The sequence below is a fragment of the Luteibacter sp. genome (assembly GCF_036499525.1).
In the GTDB taxonomy this organism is placed as follows: domain Bacteria; phylum Pseudomonadota; class Gammaproteobacteria; order Xanthomonadales; family Rhodanobacteraceae; genus Luteibacter.
This window is the reverse complement of record NZ_DASYDO010000018.1, coordinates 15,072-28,945: the sequence shown is the minus strand read 5'-3', so window position 1 is coordinate 28,945 and position 13,874 is coordinate 15,072. Positions and strand designations below refer to the sequence as shown.

Genomic DNA, 13,874 nt, shown 5'->3' with positions numbered 1-13,874 from the left:
GCCCTCCCTATCGAACGCGGAGGACCTGTCTGAGCAGCGAGGGTGGGCACCGAAGACTCTGCGCCTCACCGTCCGAGCCGCTGGAAACATGCAGTCGCCGGGCGAATGAACCGATGTATCCATGCAGCGTCCCCGGACTTCCGTGAGGAACCAAAAAAAAAGGTCCTGCGCCAGGCGGGACCTTTTCTGTCTCACGCGTTGGAAGACTTACGCCTTCTTGCGCGGCGCGGCCTTCTTGGCGGCGGCCGGCTTGGCAGTGGCCGGCTTCGCAACGGCGGCGCCGGTGACGACGTCGATGTGCGGACGCGCATTGCCATAGCTGGAACGGTTGATCTTGCCGCGACGGGTGCGGCGGTCGCCCTTGCCCATGGGAAACTCCTTGATTCGTAATGATGGAGAGAAACGGCCGATCATCGTATCAGCGGCCGCGCAAAGCGCAAGTGGATGCGTTCAGTGTACGTGGGGCTTGCCGTTCCCGCAGCCCTCTTCCTGCCCGTCGGGGCACGGACCGGGGTCGAACTGGACCGTGGCGTGGTCGACCCGCCAGCGCTCGCTGAGCATCCGCTTGATGGCGACCAGCACGCGGGCCTGATCGGCCTGTTCCGCACCGGGTGCCAGCGCCGCATGCAGGGTGGCCATGCGCGAGCCGGCCGTCACCTGCCAGACATGTACGTGGTGGATATCCACGATGCCGTCGTCGGCGGAATACAGCTCGCGCCGGATGTCGGCCACATCGATACCTTCAGGCATGCCTTCAAGGAGGATGTGCCCCGAGCGGCGTACCAGCGACCAGGCGCTGCGCACGAGCAGCAGGGACACCAGGATCGAGAGTACCGGATCCGCCCAGTTCCACCCCATCCAGCGCACCGCCAGCGCGGCCAGCACCGCGGCCACCGAACCGAGCAGGTCACCGAGCACATGCAGGTTCGCCCCTGCCACGTTCATGTCGTCGGGATCGTGGCCGTGCAGTGTACGCAGCACCACCAGGTTGGCGACCAGGCCCAGCACCGCCACCACCAGCATCACGCCAGAGAGGATGGGCTGCGGCGAGAACAGGCGCTGCACCGCTTCGTAGACGATGAAGGCGACCAGTGCGAACTGGGTCAGCGCGTTAACGAAGCCCGCCAGCACCTCGATACGCCCGTAGCCATAGGTGCGCCGGGCGTCGGCCGGCCTCGCCGCGAACCGGGCGCCCAGGAATGCGAGCAACAAGGCGAGCGCATCCACCAGCATGTGGCCTGCGTCGGCGAGCAGGGCGAGCGAACCGGAAACGATGCCGCCGGCCGCCTCCAGCACCAGCATCAGCAAGGTCAGGACAAAGGCGAACAGCAGCTTGGCCTCGCTGCTCCCGGCTACGTTGCCGTGGTGGTGCGCGTGGCCGTGTGCGTGAGAATGAGCTTGGTCGTGTGCCATGGGGCGAAGGCTAGGGAATCGCGTCCCGGTTACACAATCACGGGTGCACGCAGGAAGGGCCGTGGACATGGCCGGCGTACCCTCCACGATTTACGCGGAGGTTGACGAAGTGCGCCGAAGCGACGAGGAGTCCCCCACAGGTCACCAGAACGCTGTGCACGGCCAGCGAATGGTTATCGAGAAAGGTGACGCCCAGCATCAGTAATACCAGTCCGGGAACGGCGAGCAGCAGCGGCGCGCGACGGCGATGCCGGCGGTAACCCGAAACGAGCACCACGGTGGCCAGCACGGACGCGAAGGCGACGAAGCCCGCCTCGAAGCGGTGGTCGGCCAGGAAGGACAACCCGATCAGTGGCAGCAGCGCGATGACGAAAGGCAATGCCGCGCAATGGATCGCGCAGAGGAAGGAGGCCGTCGCGCCCAGGCGATCGGCAGCGCGCCACCAGCGGCGGGGTGTTTCCGGATCGATGACGGGGTCAGTCATGGGAGCCATAGCGTGACTATTTGCATGGGTGGAGGCAAGCAATGATACTTTATAACATTGCAAAACCCAAATAGCGTTTTCCACCACACGCTGGCGATGGCCGTGAACAGGCCGGCTATGCTGGCGATCCCGCGGCAGCGGCCAAGCTTGCCGCGAGCACCCATCGCCGCTGGATCGGCTAGGGTCTTCGCGTCGGCGCTTCAGGACTCGCGGCAGTTCTTGCAGGTGCCGTGTACTTCAAGGGTCTGGGCTTGCGGGCGGAAGCCGAAGGCTTTCGCCTGCGCCTCGATCAGCTCGGCGACGCGTTCGTCGCAGACTTCCTGCGCGCAATGGCAGGTATCGCAGATGAGGAAGGGCACCTGGTGCGCCTCCTCCGGATGGTGGCAGGACACGTACGCGTTGATCGATTCCAGCTTGTGGATGAAGCCGTTCTCGAGGAGGAAATCGAGCGCGCGGTACACCGTGGGCGGCGCCGCGTTGCTGTGCTTCTCGCGCAGGCGGTCGAGCAGGTCGTACGCCTTCACCGGCTTGCCTGCGCCGGCCACGAGCTCGAGCACTTCACGGCGTAGCGGTGTGAGCCGCAGGCCACGCGCGGAAGACACCTGCTCCACGGCCGCGACGAAGCCGTGGGCATCGTCGTGGTGCTGGTGATGGTGTCGGTGGGCAGCGGTGGTCACATCGATATCCTCGTGCTTGTCATCCTAACATGAGGACAGTTCAGCGTTTTTTCGACCCTGGCAGGGGCGGCGGAAGGTCCCGGCCGGTGAGCGTTCGCGCGGGCGGCGGCGGCGTGCGTTGGGGAAGGAACGGCACGATCCATCCGAACGGGCCCAGGATCAGCGAAGCGATGACGCCGGCCTTCAGCCGCCCCCGCCACCAGCCCAGCAAGGCACCGACCACCACGAAGACCACCTGCCAGACGATCATCTGACCCCAGGGCACGAGGCCCATCAGGTTCATGAAGATCTGCAGGAACGCGCCGGGCTCGGCCGGATCGACGCCCTGCATCGCCTTCGCCAGCAGCTCATCCACCGACGGCGCGAGCCAGGGCGTCGTCGATGCGCGCCAACGCGCCTTCGCGGCCCGCAAGGTAAATGGTGTGTTCGATCGACGGCGATACCTGGGTGCCGGTCATCGCCACGCGCAACGGCGCGGCGACCTTGCCCATGCCGAGCTCCAGGGAAGCGGCGACGCGTTCCACCGCACCGTGCACGGCGTCCGGCGTCCACTCCGGCAGCGCGGCAAGCTCGGCCTTCGCGGCCTGGAGGGCCTTTGGCGCGGTGTCGTTACGCAGGTGCTTTTCGATGGCCTTGTCGTCCCATTCGACGATGGGCCTGTACCAGATCTTCGCTCGCTCGGCCATTTCCTTGAAGGTGTGCACGCGGTCGCGCAGGGCCACGACGACGTCGGCGGGGTTCGGCCCGTTCGTCGCGTCGATGCCGACCTTCCCAAGGTGCCAGGCGAGTTCGGGACCCAGCGTCGCCGGATCGTCGGTCTTCAGGTAATGCTGGTTCAACCAGGACAGCTTGCTCACGTCGAAGCGCGCGGCCGCCTTGTTGACGTCGGAGATATCGAACAGCGCCGCCATCTCCTCAGGCGAGAAGATTTCCTGGTCGCCATGCGACCAGCCGAGGCGCACGAGGTAGTTGAGCAGCGCATGCGGCAGGAAGCCATCGTCGCGGTACTGCATGACGCCCACGGCGCCGTGGCGCTTCGACAGCTTCTGGCCGTCCGGACCGAGGATCATCGGCAGGTGTGCGAATTCCGGCACCGGCGCGCCCAGCGCCTTATAGATGTTGATCTGGCGCGGCGTGTTGTTCACGTGGTCGTCGCCGCGGATCACCTCGGTGATGCCCATGTCGATATCGTCCACCACGACGGCGAAGTTGTACGTGGGGAAGCCGTCAGAGCGGAAGATGACGAGGTCGTCGAGCTCTTCGTTCGACCACTCGATACGGCCCTTCACCTTGTCGTCGAACACCACCGAACCCGTCGTGGGGTTCTTGAAACGGATGACCCGGTTGGGGTCCTCGCGGTACGGTTCGTTCCGGTCGCGGTAGTAACCGTTGTAACGCGGCTTCACGCCCGCGGCCATCGCCGCGTTGCGCATGGCCTCGATGTCTTCCTTCGATTCGTAGGCGTAGTACGCCTTGCCCTCGCGCAGCAGCTGGTCGGCCACTTCGCGGTAGCGATCCATGCGCAGGGTCTGGTAGTACGGGCCCTCGTCGTGGCCCAGTCCGAGCCAGGCCATGCCGTCGAGGATGGCCTGCACGGCCTCCTGCGTGGAGCGTTCGCGGTCGGTGTCCTCGATGCGCAGCACGAATTCGCCGCCGCGACGGCGGGACTCCAGCCAGCAGTACAGCGCGGTACGCGCGCCGCCGATGTGCAGGTAACCGGTAGGACTGGGAGCGAAACGGGTGCGAACGGTCATGTGGAAGTCATCGGACGGACAAGCCGGTTATTTTACCGGCTTTGTGAGGGAGCCGCTGTCATTCTCCGGTCATACGGTCATAACCGTCGCGACACGCCCCCGCGCGAACATGCATCAAGCCAGGCCAGAGGGGCACCGCCATGCGAGTCGGCATCGTCACCGAGACCTACGCACCGGACGTGAACGGCGTCGCCCTCACCGTCCAGTCGCTTGCCCGCGGCATGATCCGCCGCGGCCATACCGTCGACCTCATCCGGCCGATCCATCTGTCGACCCCGCCGCTCGCGGATGCCGGCATGGACGTGCTCGCCGTCGAAGGCGCAGCGGTACCGCGTTACGCGGGCCTCCGCTTCGGCCTGCCCTCCCGCTTCCGCATCGAGCGCCGCTGGCGCGCCGAACGGCCGGATGCCATCTATGTGGCCACGGAAGGCCCCCTGGGGTGGAGCGCCGTCAGCGCGGCGCGCCGGCTCGGCATCCCGGTCGCCACCGGCTTCCACACCCGCTTCGATTTCTATGTGGGTCATTACGGCTTCGGTGCGCTCACCCCACTCGTCAGGCATTACCTCACCCGCTTCCACAAGCGGGCGCAGACGACCCTCGTTCCCACCGGCCAGCTCGCCGGCGAACTCAACGACCTGGGTGTGCACGACGTGCGCGTACTCCGCCGCGCGGTGGATACGCTGCGCTTCCACCCCGAGCGCCGCGACGACAGCCTGCGCGCCTCCTGGGGTGCCGGGCCGGATGCGCCGGTGGTGCTCTGCGTCGGCCGCGTGGCGCCGGAAAAGAACCTGGACGTGGCGATCGACGCCTATCGCGCCCTCGCCCGCCGCGTGCCCGACGCCCGCTGTGTGATCGTGGGCGACGGTCCCGGCCGTGCGGCGCTCGAGGCCGCCCATCCCGACGTCATCTTCGCCGGTACCCGCCGCGGCGACGACCTCGCCGCGTACTACGCCAGCGCCGATCTGTTCGTCTTCCCGAGCCTTACCGAGACCTTCGGCAACGTGGTTCTCGAAGCGATGGCCTCGGGCATCCCCGTGGTCGCTTATGCCGAAGCCGCCGCCCGCGAATTCATCTGCAACGGGCAGAACGGCATCCGCGTGGCGCCGGGCAACGAGGGTGGCCTCGTGGAACGCGCCGCCATGCTCGGTGCCGATCCCACCGTGCGCGCCACCATGGGTGCCGCGGCGCGCGCCTCCGTCGCGGGCCTCTCGCCCGAATCCGTCGTTGCGGAATTCGAATCGATCATGCAATCCCTCGCCGAGGAGTTCGTCCATGAACGCAGCACCGCCGTCGCCGCGTAGGGCGAACCTCGACAGGCGCATGTGCGTCGCGGCCAACCGCTGGGGCGCGCGCCGCGCCATCGGCATCTTCTTCGGCGCTATCAGCCGCCTGGGCGATGGCGTGTTCTGGTATGCGCTGATGACGGTCATCGCCATCGCCGGCGGCTGGCGTGGCGTGGCGGTCGCCGTGCAGATGGCGATCACCGGGCTGACCGCCCTCATGCTCTACCGCGCGCTCAAGCGCTGGACGCGCCGCCCACGCCCGTTCCGCACCTGCCCCGGCGTGATCGCCCACGTGCCGCCCCTGGACGAATTCAGCTTCCCATCGGGCCATACGCTGCAGGCGGTGTCATTCACCGTGGTGGCCGTGGCGCACTATCCGGTGCTGGCACCCTTCCTGATCGGTTTCGCCGCACTGATCGGCGCCTCGCGCGTGGTGCTTGGCCTGCATTATCCCAGCGACGTGCTCGCCGCCACCGTCATCGGCGGCGGCCTCGGCACGCTTTCACTTTGGGCGGAGCGCGTGCTGCTCTGAGCCCTGATTGTTTCAGGCGGCGGCGCGGGGGGCTTTTTGCAGCACGCCCAGCATCGAGCCCAGCTTGTCGCGCATCCCGCGGCGGTCGACGATGACGTCCACCGCGCCGTGGTCGACGAGGAATTCCGAGCGCTGGAAGCCTTCCGGCAGCGTTTCGCGCACGGTCTGCTCGATGACGCGCGGGCCGGCGAAGCCGATCAGGGCCTTCGGTTCCGCGACGTTCACGTCGCCCAGCATGCCCAGGCTCGCCGACACGCCGCCCGTGGTGGGATGGGTGAGCACGGAGATGTAGGGCACGCCGGCGTCGCGCATGCGCGCCAGGGCCGCCGACGTCTTCGCCATCTGCATCAGCGAGAACAGGCCTTCCTGCATGCGTGCGCCGCCCGTGGCGGCGAAACAAACAAGGGCGCTCTTCTCGGCCAGCGCCTTCTCGGCGGAACGGGCGAACTTCTCGCCCACCACCGAGCCCATCGAGCCGCCCATGAAGGCGAACTCGAAGGCCACGGCAACCGCGGGGCGCTCGAGCAGGCGACCGGACATCGCGATCAGCGCGTCCTTCTCGCCCGTCTTTTTCTGGGCCGCGACGAGGCGGTCCTTGTATTTCTTCTGGTCCCTGAACTTCAGCGCATCCACCGCTTCCATCTTGGGCCACAGTTCGGTGGTGCTGCCGCTGTCGAAGAAGGCGTCCAGGCGGGCACGGGCGGAGATGGCATGGTGGTGCCCGCACTTCGGGCAGACCATCAGCGACTTCTCGAGCTCAGGCTTGTAGAGCACGGTGCCGCAACCGGCGCACTTCTCCCACACGCCCTCGGGCACTTTGCTCTTGCCGCCGGCCGCACCAGGGGCGCGGGTCTTCGGCGTCATGATCTTCTGCAGCCAGTTCATCGTGTTTCTCCGAATGTCTCTGTACTACCCCAGACGCCGTTCAGCGCGCATCGAGCGCGGCGCGAATCGGCGCCAGGAAATCCCGTGCCCTGCCGACGGCATCCTCGGCTGAGGTCGCGCCTGCAAGGCGGTCGACCAGGGCGCTGCCGATGACGACGGCGTCGGCAAATTCGCCGATGGCCTTGGCGCTGGCGGCGTCGCGGACACCGAAGCCAACGGCCACCGGCGCCTTCGACCGGGTGCGAATCCCGGCGACGCGCTCGGCAATGTCGCCGGTGCTCAGCTGGGCCGCACCGGTGATGCCGGCGAACGACACATAGTACAGGAAGCCCGCGGCGGCCTCGCAAAGCCGCGCCAGACGGCCTTCGGCGGTCGTCGGGGAAGCCAGCAGTATCTGTTGCAGGCCCCCCTTGCGCAGCGATGCGAGGACGTGCGATTCCTCCAGGGGGCAATCCACCATCAGGATGCCATCCACCCCGGCTTCGACAGCATCTTCGGCGAACGCCTCGTAACCGTACATTTCAACGGGATTGAGGTAGCCCATCAGGACGATGGGGGTTTCCGCATCCGTCTCACGGAACGCGGCAACCCAGGCCAGCACATTGGCCAATCCCACGCCCTTGGCGATCGCCCGCTCGCTGGCGTGCTGGATCACCGGGCCGTCGGCCATCGGGTCGGAGAACGGCACGCCCAGTTCGATCACGTCGGCACCCGCGGCAACCAGGCCGTGGAGCAAGGCCACCATGCCGTCCGGCGACGGATCGCCGGCGGTAACGAACGGAACGAGGCCGGTGCGACCGGCGGACTTCAGCGCCGCGAAGCGGCGATCGATGCGGCTCATCAGAGGTCGATTCCTTCGAGCGCGGCAATCGTGTGCACGTCCTTGTCGCCGCGCCCGGAAAGATTGGCGAGGACCAGTCCATCCTTCGGCAGTTCGCGGGCCAGCTTGATCGCCTGGGCGACGGCGTGGCTGGATTCCAGTGCGGCGAGGATGCCCTCCGTGCGCGCCAGCAGGTGGAAGGCTTCCAGCGCCTCGTCGTCGGTGATGCCGACGTACTCGGCACGGCCGGCATCCTTCAGGAAGGCGTGCTCCGGACCCACGCCCGGGTAATCCAGGCCCGCCGATACCGAATGCGTCTCGACGATCTGGCCGTTCGCGTCCGACAGCACATAGGTGCGGTTGCCGTGCAGCACGCCGGGCTTGCCCGCGACAAGCGACGCCGCGTGGCGGCCGGTGGCGATGCCTTCGCCCGCCGCCTCGGCACCCACGACGCGTACGCCGCGGTCGTTGAGGAACGCGTGGAACAGGCCGATGGCATTCGAGCCGCCGCCCACGCTCGCCGTGATCACATCCGGCAGGCGACCGAACTGTTCGAGCATCTGCTCGCGGGCCTCGCGGCCCACGATGGCGTTGAAGTCGCGCACCATCTGCGGATAAGGATGCGGACCGGCGACGGTGCCGATGATGTAGAAGGTGTCGGCGACGTTGGTGACCCAGTCGCGCATCGCTTCGTTGAGCGCGTCCTTGAGGGTCTTCGAGCCCGAGGTCACCGGCACCACTTCGGCGCCGAGCAAGCGCATGCGGTACACGTTGATCTTCTGCCGCTCGATGTCCACGGCCCCCATGTAGACCACGCATTTCAGGCCCAGGCGCGCGGCCACGGTGGCGCTGGCGACGCCGTGCTGGCCTGCGCCCGTTTCGGCGATGATGCGGGTCTTGCCCATGTGCCGGGCGACCAGCGCCTGGCCCACCGTGTTATTGATCTTGTGCGCGCCGGTATGGTTCAGGTCTTCACGCTTTAGCACGATGCGCGCGCCGCCCACGTGCTTCGACAGCCGCTCGGCGTGGTACACCGGGCTGGGGCGGCCCACGTAGTACTTCAGGTCGCGGTCGAGTTCGGCGATGAAGGCCGGATCCTTGCGCAGTGCCTCGTACGCGGCAGTGAGTTCCGCAAGCGGTTCCATGAGCGTCTCGGCCACATAGATACCGCCGAACTCACCGAAGCGCCCGTGCGCGTCGGGCCAGGCGTGGAAATCCGCGATCTCGGTCATTGCCTTCTCGTCAGCTGAGCCGTGTCACACGCTGGGGACGGCGCGCACGGCGGAAATGAAGCGTTCCATCTTATCGCTATCCTTGATCCCCGGCGACGATTCGATGCCGCTGGACACGTCCACCGCCCAGGGCCGCGCGATCCGGATGGCCTGGGCGACGTTATCCGCGGTGAGTCCACCGGCGAGAAGCAAGGGTTGCGCGAGGTCCGTCGGCATCAACGACCAGTCGAAGCGCTGGCCACTGCCGCCCTGCTCGCCCAGGCCATGACCGTCCAGCAGCAGGCCGGTGGCGCGCGGGTATTCGCGCAACCGGGCGAGTGCGGGCGTGCCCTCGCCCATCGCGATCGCCTTGAGGTAACGCACGCCGTAAGCGGAGCATTCTTCGTCTGTCTCGGCACCATGGAACTGCAGCATGTCCGGTCGCAGCACGCGCAGCACTTCTTCGATGAAGGCCGGCTCGTCGTCCATCACCAGCGCCACTGTCGTCACGAAGGGCGGCACGGCATCGCGCAGGCGCGCAGCGGCGGCGGGAGCCACAAAACGCCTGCTCTTTCGGGTCATCACGAAACCCACGGCGTCGGCACCAAGCCGTGTGGCCTGTTGCACGTCGTCGATGCGGGTGATCCCGCAGCACTTGATCCGGGTCACAGCGTCACCTCCTGGGGCAAGCCCCAATGGGCTTCGTAGAGTGGGCCGAGGAAGGTCAGGCCCTCCGCGGGCGCGGTGGCTCCCGCCACTTCACGGTCGCGGCCGTCGAGGAGCTCGGCCATCCATGCGACCGGGCGTTCGCCTCGGCCGATCGGGAGCAGCGAACCGACGATGTTGCGAACCATGTGATGGAGGAAGGCGTTCGCCTCGATCTCCACCACCACGTGGATGTCGTCGCGGAACACGCGGATGGAGCGTACGTTGCGCCGTGCATGTGCCGCCTGGCAGGAGATCGCGCGGAAGGCGGAGAAGTCGTGTTCGCCGACGATGGCCTGCGCTGCCGCATGCATGGCATCGGCATCGAGCTGCCTGCGCTCCCAGGCGACGAAGCGCGCGTCCAGCGCCGGACGCACGAAGCGCGGCAGGATGCGGTAGCGGTAGCGCCGTGCCCGAGCGGAAAAGCGCGCGTGGAAATCGTCCGGCACGGGCTGCGCCCAGGTCACCGCCACGCTATGCGGCAGGTTGGAGCAGGCGCCGAGGATCCAGCCGCGCATGTCGCGGACCACCTCGGTATCGAAATGCACCACCTGGCAACGTCCGTGCACGCCGGCGTCGGTGCGTCCGGCGGCCGTCACCTCCACGGGCATGTGTGCGACAAAACTCAACGCCTCTTCCAGCGCGCCCTGCACAGTCTTGGCATGACTGAGCCGCTGCCAGCCGAGGAAGTCGGTGCCGTCGTATTCGACGCCAAGGGCGATGCGCATGAGGCGGTTCGTGGGGCGGTGGAAACAGTAAAGGTTACCACCGAGCGGCCGATGCCGGGTCCAGGCCCGGCACCGGCCGCATGTCGTTACTGGACGCCGTGGGCCGGCGGGTCGTTCTCGAGCAGCGCCCGGTGGACCCAGCCACCGACGGCGCCGCCGAGCAGCGGGACCACCCAGAACACCCACAGCTGGGCGAGCGCCCAGCCACCCTGGAACACGGCCACGCCGGTGCTGCGCGCCGGATTCACCGACGTATTGGTGATAGGGATGCTGATGAGGTGAATAAGCGTCAGGGCGAGGCCGATCGCCAGCGGGGCGAAGCCGACCGCCGCCCGCTTGTGCGTCACGCCGAGGATCACCAGCAGGAAGAACATGGTCAGCACAAACTCGGCGACTACCGCCGCCAGGAAGGAATACCCACCGGGCGAGTGCTCGCCGTAGCCGTTGGTGGCAAAACCGGCCGTGACATCGAAACCTGCCTTTCCGCTTGCGATGATGTAGAGCACGCCACCGGCGACGATGGCGCCAAGCACCTGGCTCACGATGTAAGGCAGCACTTCCCTGCCCGGCATGCGCCCGCCCGTGTAGCAACCGATGGTCACCGCCGGATTGAAATGCGCGCCGGAGATGTTGCCGACGGCGTAAGCCATCGTCACCACGGTAAGGCCGAAGGCCAGCGCGACACCGGCGAAACCGATGCCAAGGCCGGGAAAGGCCGCGGCAAATATTGCACTACCGCAACCGCCAAGTACCAGCCAGAACGTACCGAAGAACTCCGCGAACAAACGCTGCGACATATCCTTTCTCCTTGCATTGAACTTGCGGAAGTCGACGTAGTCTCCGCGAGCGTCTCCTCGCGGAGACTACGCGATGTCGTCGAGGATGCGGCGGGCCGTGTCCTTCTGCATCTGCGTGCCCTCGGACATCACCTCGTCGAGCATGAGGCGGGCACCTTCGGCGTCGCCCATGTCGAGGTAAGCGCGAGCGAGGTCGAGCTTTGTATCGACCGGGTCGTCGCTGAAACTTTCCGGATTGTGGTCCGCGATCGGCTCTTCGTCCGGGAAGGCCGGCTCGTCGAAGCGCGGCAGACCGGTCGATGACGTGGCCGCCGCGTCGTGCTCTTCATTGAACGACCAGGTGGAACGCTCTTCTTCACCCGTGGGCCTCTCCGCGGTTTCCGCGTACGGCGACTCGGGCGCGTCGACATCGAACACGCCCGGGGCATTCGGGCGATGATCCGCTTCGGCGCGCTGCACCGGTGTCAGGTCGAAGTTGAAGTGGTATTCGCTGTGCTTTTGCGGCATCGGCACCGGCGCATGCGAGTCTTCGTCCGGGCTGGTGACGTAGTTGCCCAGGTCGAACTCTTCCAGCGCCGGGGAGGCGTCTGCGTTCACGCGTTCGGCATCGTAGCCGTCGTCGTACGGGTCGTCGATCTCGTCCACTGGCATGCCGCCGAACAGCGGATGCGTGGGCGCGAGATCCTCCCCCATCATCATCACTTCGCGCCATTCCGGCTGTTCCGGATCGGCGACGTGGGCAAACATGGCTTCGGCGGCGGCCTCGAAATGGTCGACGTCGCGGCGGCCGTAATAGAGGCTGACCAGTTCCAGGTGCAGGCCGACGTCGTCCGGATGCTCGGCCAGTGCGTCGAGGATCTCGCGCTGGTCCTGGTCCATCAACTCGCCATGATGACCGAACTCGAAGGTCGGCTGCTCGCCAAAACGGTCGGCCAGCGAGCCTGCGGCAACCGCGGCTACGGTCTTCGGCTTCTTGCGGCCGAACACGGCGGCCACGAGAAGCAGGAGGATGACCACGGCGCCGCCGCCCCAGACCCAGGGCTGCATGAACCACGGGTTTTCTTCGACCACGGGCTTGGCCGCGACTACGACGGGCTTCCTGGCTGGTTTTGCCGCGGGAGTGGGGGCAGCCGGGGTCGCAGCAGTCGCGGCGGGCTCTTTCAGCGGTGCGGTCGCGACCGTCGCAGCCGGTGCCGGCGCCGGCGCCGGGGGCGCCACCTGGGCCGTGGTGCCAGCCGTGGCGGGCGCGGCGGCCGCGGCGGCCGCAGGGACCGGAGCCGGTGTGGGTACTGCCGGTGCCGTGGCAGGTGCATTCGCCGCCGCGGTGGTGCCGCCATTCTTCTGCGCGTCGGCCAGCTTGCGCTGGAGTTCGGCGATTTCGGAATCCTTGAGGCTCAGCAGGCGCTGGTTCTTCGAATTGATCTGCTCGAGTTCGCCGATGCGCGACTTCAGTTCCGCACCCTGCTGCTTCAGCGAAGCGACGCTCTCCTGCGAGGTGGACAGTTCCTGGCGGAGGCCGGCGACCTGCGCGTCACCCGTTCCACCCTTGTTGCCGGCGCTCGTGGAGGCCGCATCGCCGCCCTCCTTCGAGGGAACGATGGCGAGGCGGTCGCTGGCTGACTTCGCTGGCTTCGCTTCGCCCTGCCCTGCGTTGGCGGATGCTGCATCGGCCACGACGGAGGGCGAACGGGTGGTGCCCGCCTGCCAGCTTTCGTTCTGCCGGCGCACTTCGGCCAGCGCCTCAGCGCTGGACCGGGCCTGCATTTCGTCGGCCGACGGAATACGCAGGATCGCGCCGGTCTTCAGCGCATTCATGTTGTCGCGGTAGAAGGCGTCGGGGTTGGCCTTCTGCAACGCAACGAGCATCTGGTTCATGTCCGCGCCGCTGACGTGGTCGCGGGCGATCGAAGACAGGGTCTGGCCGCGCTGTACCGGACCGTAGGTACCGCCAGCCGCTGCGGGCGCAGGACGCGGGGCGGCCTCGCTGCGCGACGGCTTCGGCGCGGCTTCCGTTGGTACGCGGGCCGGGACCTCGGAGGTCCGCGACGGTTGCGGCTTCGAGGATGCCGCGGCGGAAGCGGCGGTGAGCGCCGTACCGGGCGGATCGAGCAGCATGGTCACTTCGCGCACGACCTTGTTGCCACCCGATGAGACTTCCACGAGAAAATCGAGGTACGTGTCGCGGACCGGGGCCGAACTGGTCACCCGGATCACCGGCTGGCCAGCGGCGTTCTTCGCCACGGCGAAGCTCAGCGGCACTGGCAGCCCGGCGCGGTTGAGGCCGGCACGGGTGAAAGCCTCTTCCGAGGCAAGGGCCACATGGACGTTATCGAGATTGCCCGACACGCCATTCAGCGGGATTTCCGCCACCAGCGGCTGGTCCATGGTGGACCGCAACTGGACCGCACCCAGGTTCTGGGCCAAGGCCTGGCTGCCCCAGGTGGCCAGCGCCAGCATGATCGAAAGCTTCAACGTACGGTTCATCACTGCTTCCCCCGAACTAAACCCATGCCGACGGCGCGCCTCTGCGGGCGTTCGGCCGCGAAGGCGCCACTGTAGTGCACCCCAGCAACAACTAACAATAG

Annotated in this window: 15 protein-coding genes; 2 read left to right on the top strand and 13 right to left on the bottom strand. The window is 67.2% G+C overall.

Going from position 1 to position 13,874, the window contains the following annotated elements:
• Window positions 1-207: 207 nt before the first annotated feature.
• The 6 genes from VGM71_RS03075 to gltX all read right to left on the bottom strand — a co-directional run bounded on the left by VGM71_RS03075 (window position 208) and on the right by gltX (window position 4,328).
• Window positions 208-369, bottom strand: a complete 162-nt coding sequence (locus VGM71_RS03075; protein WP_331542335.1) for a 30S ribosomal protein THX — start codon at window positions 367-369, stop codon at window positions 208-210.
• Window positions 370-450: 81 nt separating this feature from the next.
• Window positions 451-1,413, bottom strand: a complete 963-nt coding sequence (locus VGM71_RS03070) for a cation diffusion facilitator family transporter (RefSeq protein ID WP_331542334.1) — start codon at window positions 1,411-1,413, stop codon at window positions 451-453.
• Between the two features lie 37 nt (window positions 1,414-1,450).
• Entirely contained in the window at window positions 1,451-1,897 is a 447-nt protein-coding gene (locus tag VGM71_RS03065) for a MerC domain-containing protein (RefSeq protein ID WP_331542333.1), read from the bottom strand.
• 200 nt (window positions 1,898-2,097) lie between these two features.
• Window positions 2,098-2,574: a transcriptional repressor gene (locus VGM71_RS03060; RefSeq protein ID WP_331542332.1), complete on the bottom strand. Its 477-nt coding sequence runs from the start codon at window positions 2,572-2,574 to the stop codon at window positions 2,098-2,100.
• A gap of 40 nt (window positions 2,575-2,614) precedes the next feature.
• The gene (locus VGM71_RS03055) at window positions 2,615-2,929 is read right to left on the bottom strand and encodes a hypothetical protein (RefSeq protein ID WP_331542331.1); all 315 of its coding nucleotides are present in this window, start codon (window positions 2,927-2,929) and stop codon (window positions 2,615-2,617) included.
• Complete coding sequence (gltX, locus tag VGM71_RS03050) at window positions 2,922-4,328, bottom strand: glutamate--tRNA ligase (protein ID WP_331542330.1); 1,407 nt, start codon at window positions 4,326-4,328, stop codon at window positions 2,922-2,924. The genes VGM71_RS03055 and gltX overlap by 8 nt, the downstream gene beginning before the upstream one ends.
• Window positions 4,329-4,468: 140 nt before the next feature.
• Between gltX and VGM71_RS03045 the strand changes: the two genes are divergently transcribed.
• Together VGM71_RS03045 and VGM71_RS03040 are read left to right on the top strand one after the other, a co-directional pair.
• The gene (locus tag VGM71_RS03045; protein ID WP_331542329.1) at window positions 4,469-5,629 is read left to right on the top strand and encodes a glycosyltransferase family 1 protein; all 1,161 of its coding nucleotides are present in this window, start codon (window positions 4,469-4,471) and stop codon (window positions 5,627-5,629) included.
• On the top strand, window positions 5,601-6,143 hold the full coding sequence (locus VGM71_RS03040; RefSeq protein ID WP_331542327.1) for a phosphatase PAP2 family protein: 543 nt from the start codon (window positions 5,601-5,603) through the stop codon (window positions 6,141-6,143). The genes VGM71_RS03045 and VGM71_RS03040 overlap by 29 nt, the downstream gene beginning before the upstream one ends.
• A gap of 12 nt (window positions 6,144-6,155) precedes the next feature.
• Here VGM71_RS03040 and accD read toward each other — a convergent pair whose 3' ends face one another.
• From accD to VGM71_RS03005, 7 genes are all read right to left on the bottom strand, one after another.
• Window positions 6,156-7,028 carry an acetyl-CoA carboxylase, carboxyltransferase subunit beta gene (accD, locus tag VGM71_RS03035; protein ID WP_331542326.1) on the bottom strand — a complete coding sequence of 291 codons (873 nt, stop codon included), beginning with the start codon at window positions 7,026-7,028 and terminating at the stop codon, window positions 6,156-6,158.
• 40 nt (window positions 7,029-7,068) lie between these two features.
• Window positions 7,069-7,869 (bottom strand): tryptophan synthase subunit alpha, encoded by an 801-nt coding sequence (gene trpA / locus VGM71_RS03030; protein WP_331542325.1) that lies wholly within the window; start codon window positions 7,867-7,869, stop codon window positions 7,069-7,071.
• Window positions 7,869-9,080: a tryptophan synthase subunit beta gene (gene trpB, locus VGM71_RS03025; RefSeq protein WP_331542324.1), complete on the bottom strand. Its 1,212-nt coding sequence runs from the start codon at window positions 9,078-9,080 to the stop codon at window positions 7,869-7,871. Before trpB ends, trpA begins: the two co-directional genes overlap by 1 nt.
• Window positions 9,081-9,104: 24 nt before the next feature.
• Window positions 9,105-9,728, bottom strand: coding sequence for a phosphoribosylanthranilate isomerase (locus VGM71_RS03020; RefSeq protein WP_331542323.1), 624 nt, complete (start codon window positions 9,726-9,728; stop codon window positions 9,105-9,107).
• Complete coding sequence (gene truA, locus VGM71_RS03015; RefSeq protein ID WP_331542321.1) at window positions 9,725-10,492, bottom strand: tRNA pseudouridine(38-40) synthase TruA; 768 nt, start codon at window positions 10,490-10,492, stop codon at window positions 9,725-9,727. The genes VGM71_RS03020 and truA overlap by 4 nt, the downstream gene beginning before the upstream one ends.
• 86 nt (window positions 10,493-10,578) lie before the next feature.
• Window positions 10,579-11,289, bottom strand: a complete 711-nt coding sequence (gene aqpZ / locus VGM71_RS03010) for an aquaporin Z (RefSeq protein ID WP_331542320.1) — start codon at window positions 11,287-11,289, stop codon at window positions 10,579-10,581.
• Window positions 11,290-11,355: 66 nt separating this feature from the next.
• Window positions 11,356-13,773: a FimV/HubP family polar landmark protein gene (locus VGM71_RS03005; protein WP_331542319.1), complete on the bottom strand. Its 2,418-nt coding sequence runs from the start codon at window positions 13,771-13,773 to the stop codon at window positions 11,356-11,358.
• Window positions 13,774-13,874: the final 101 nt, after the last annotated feature.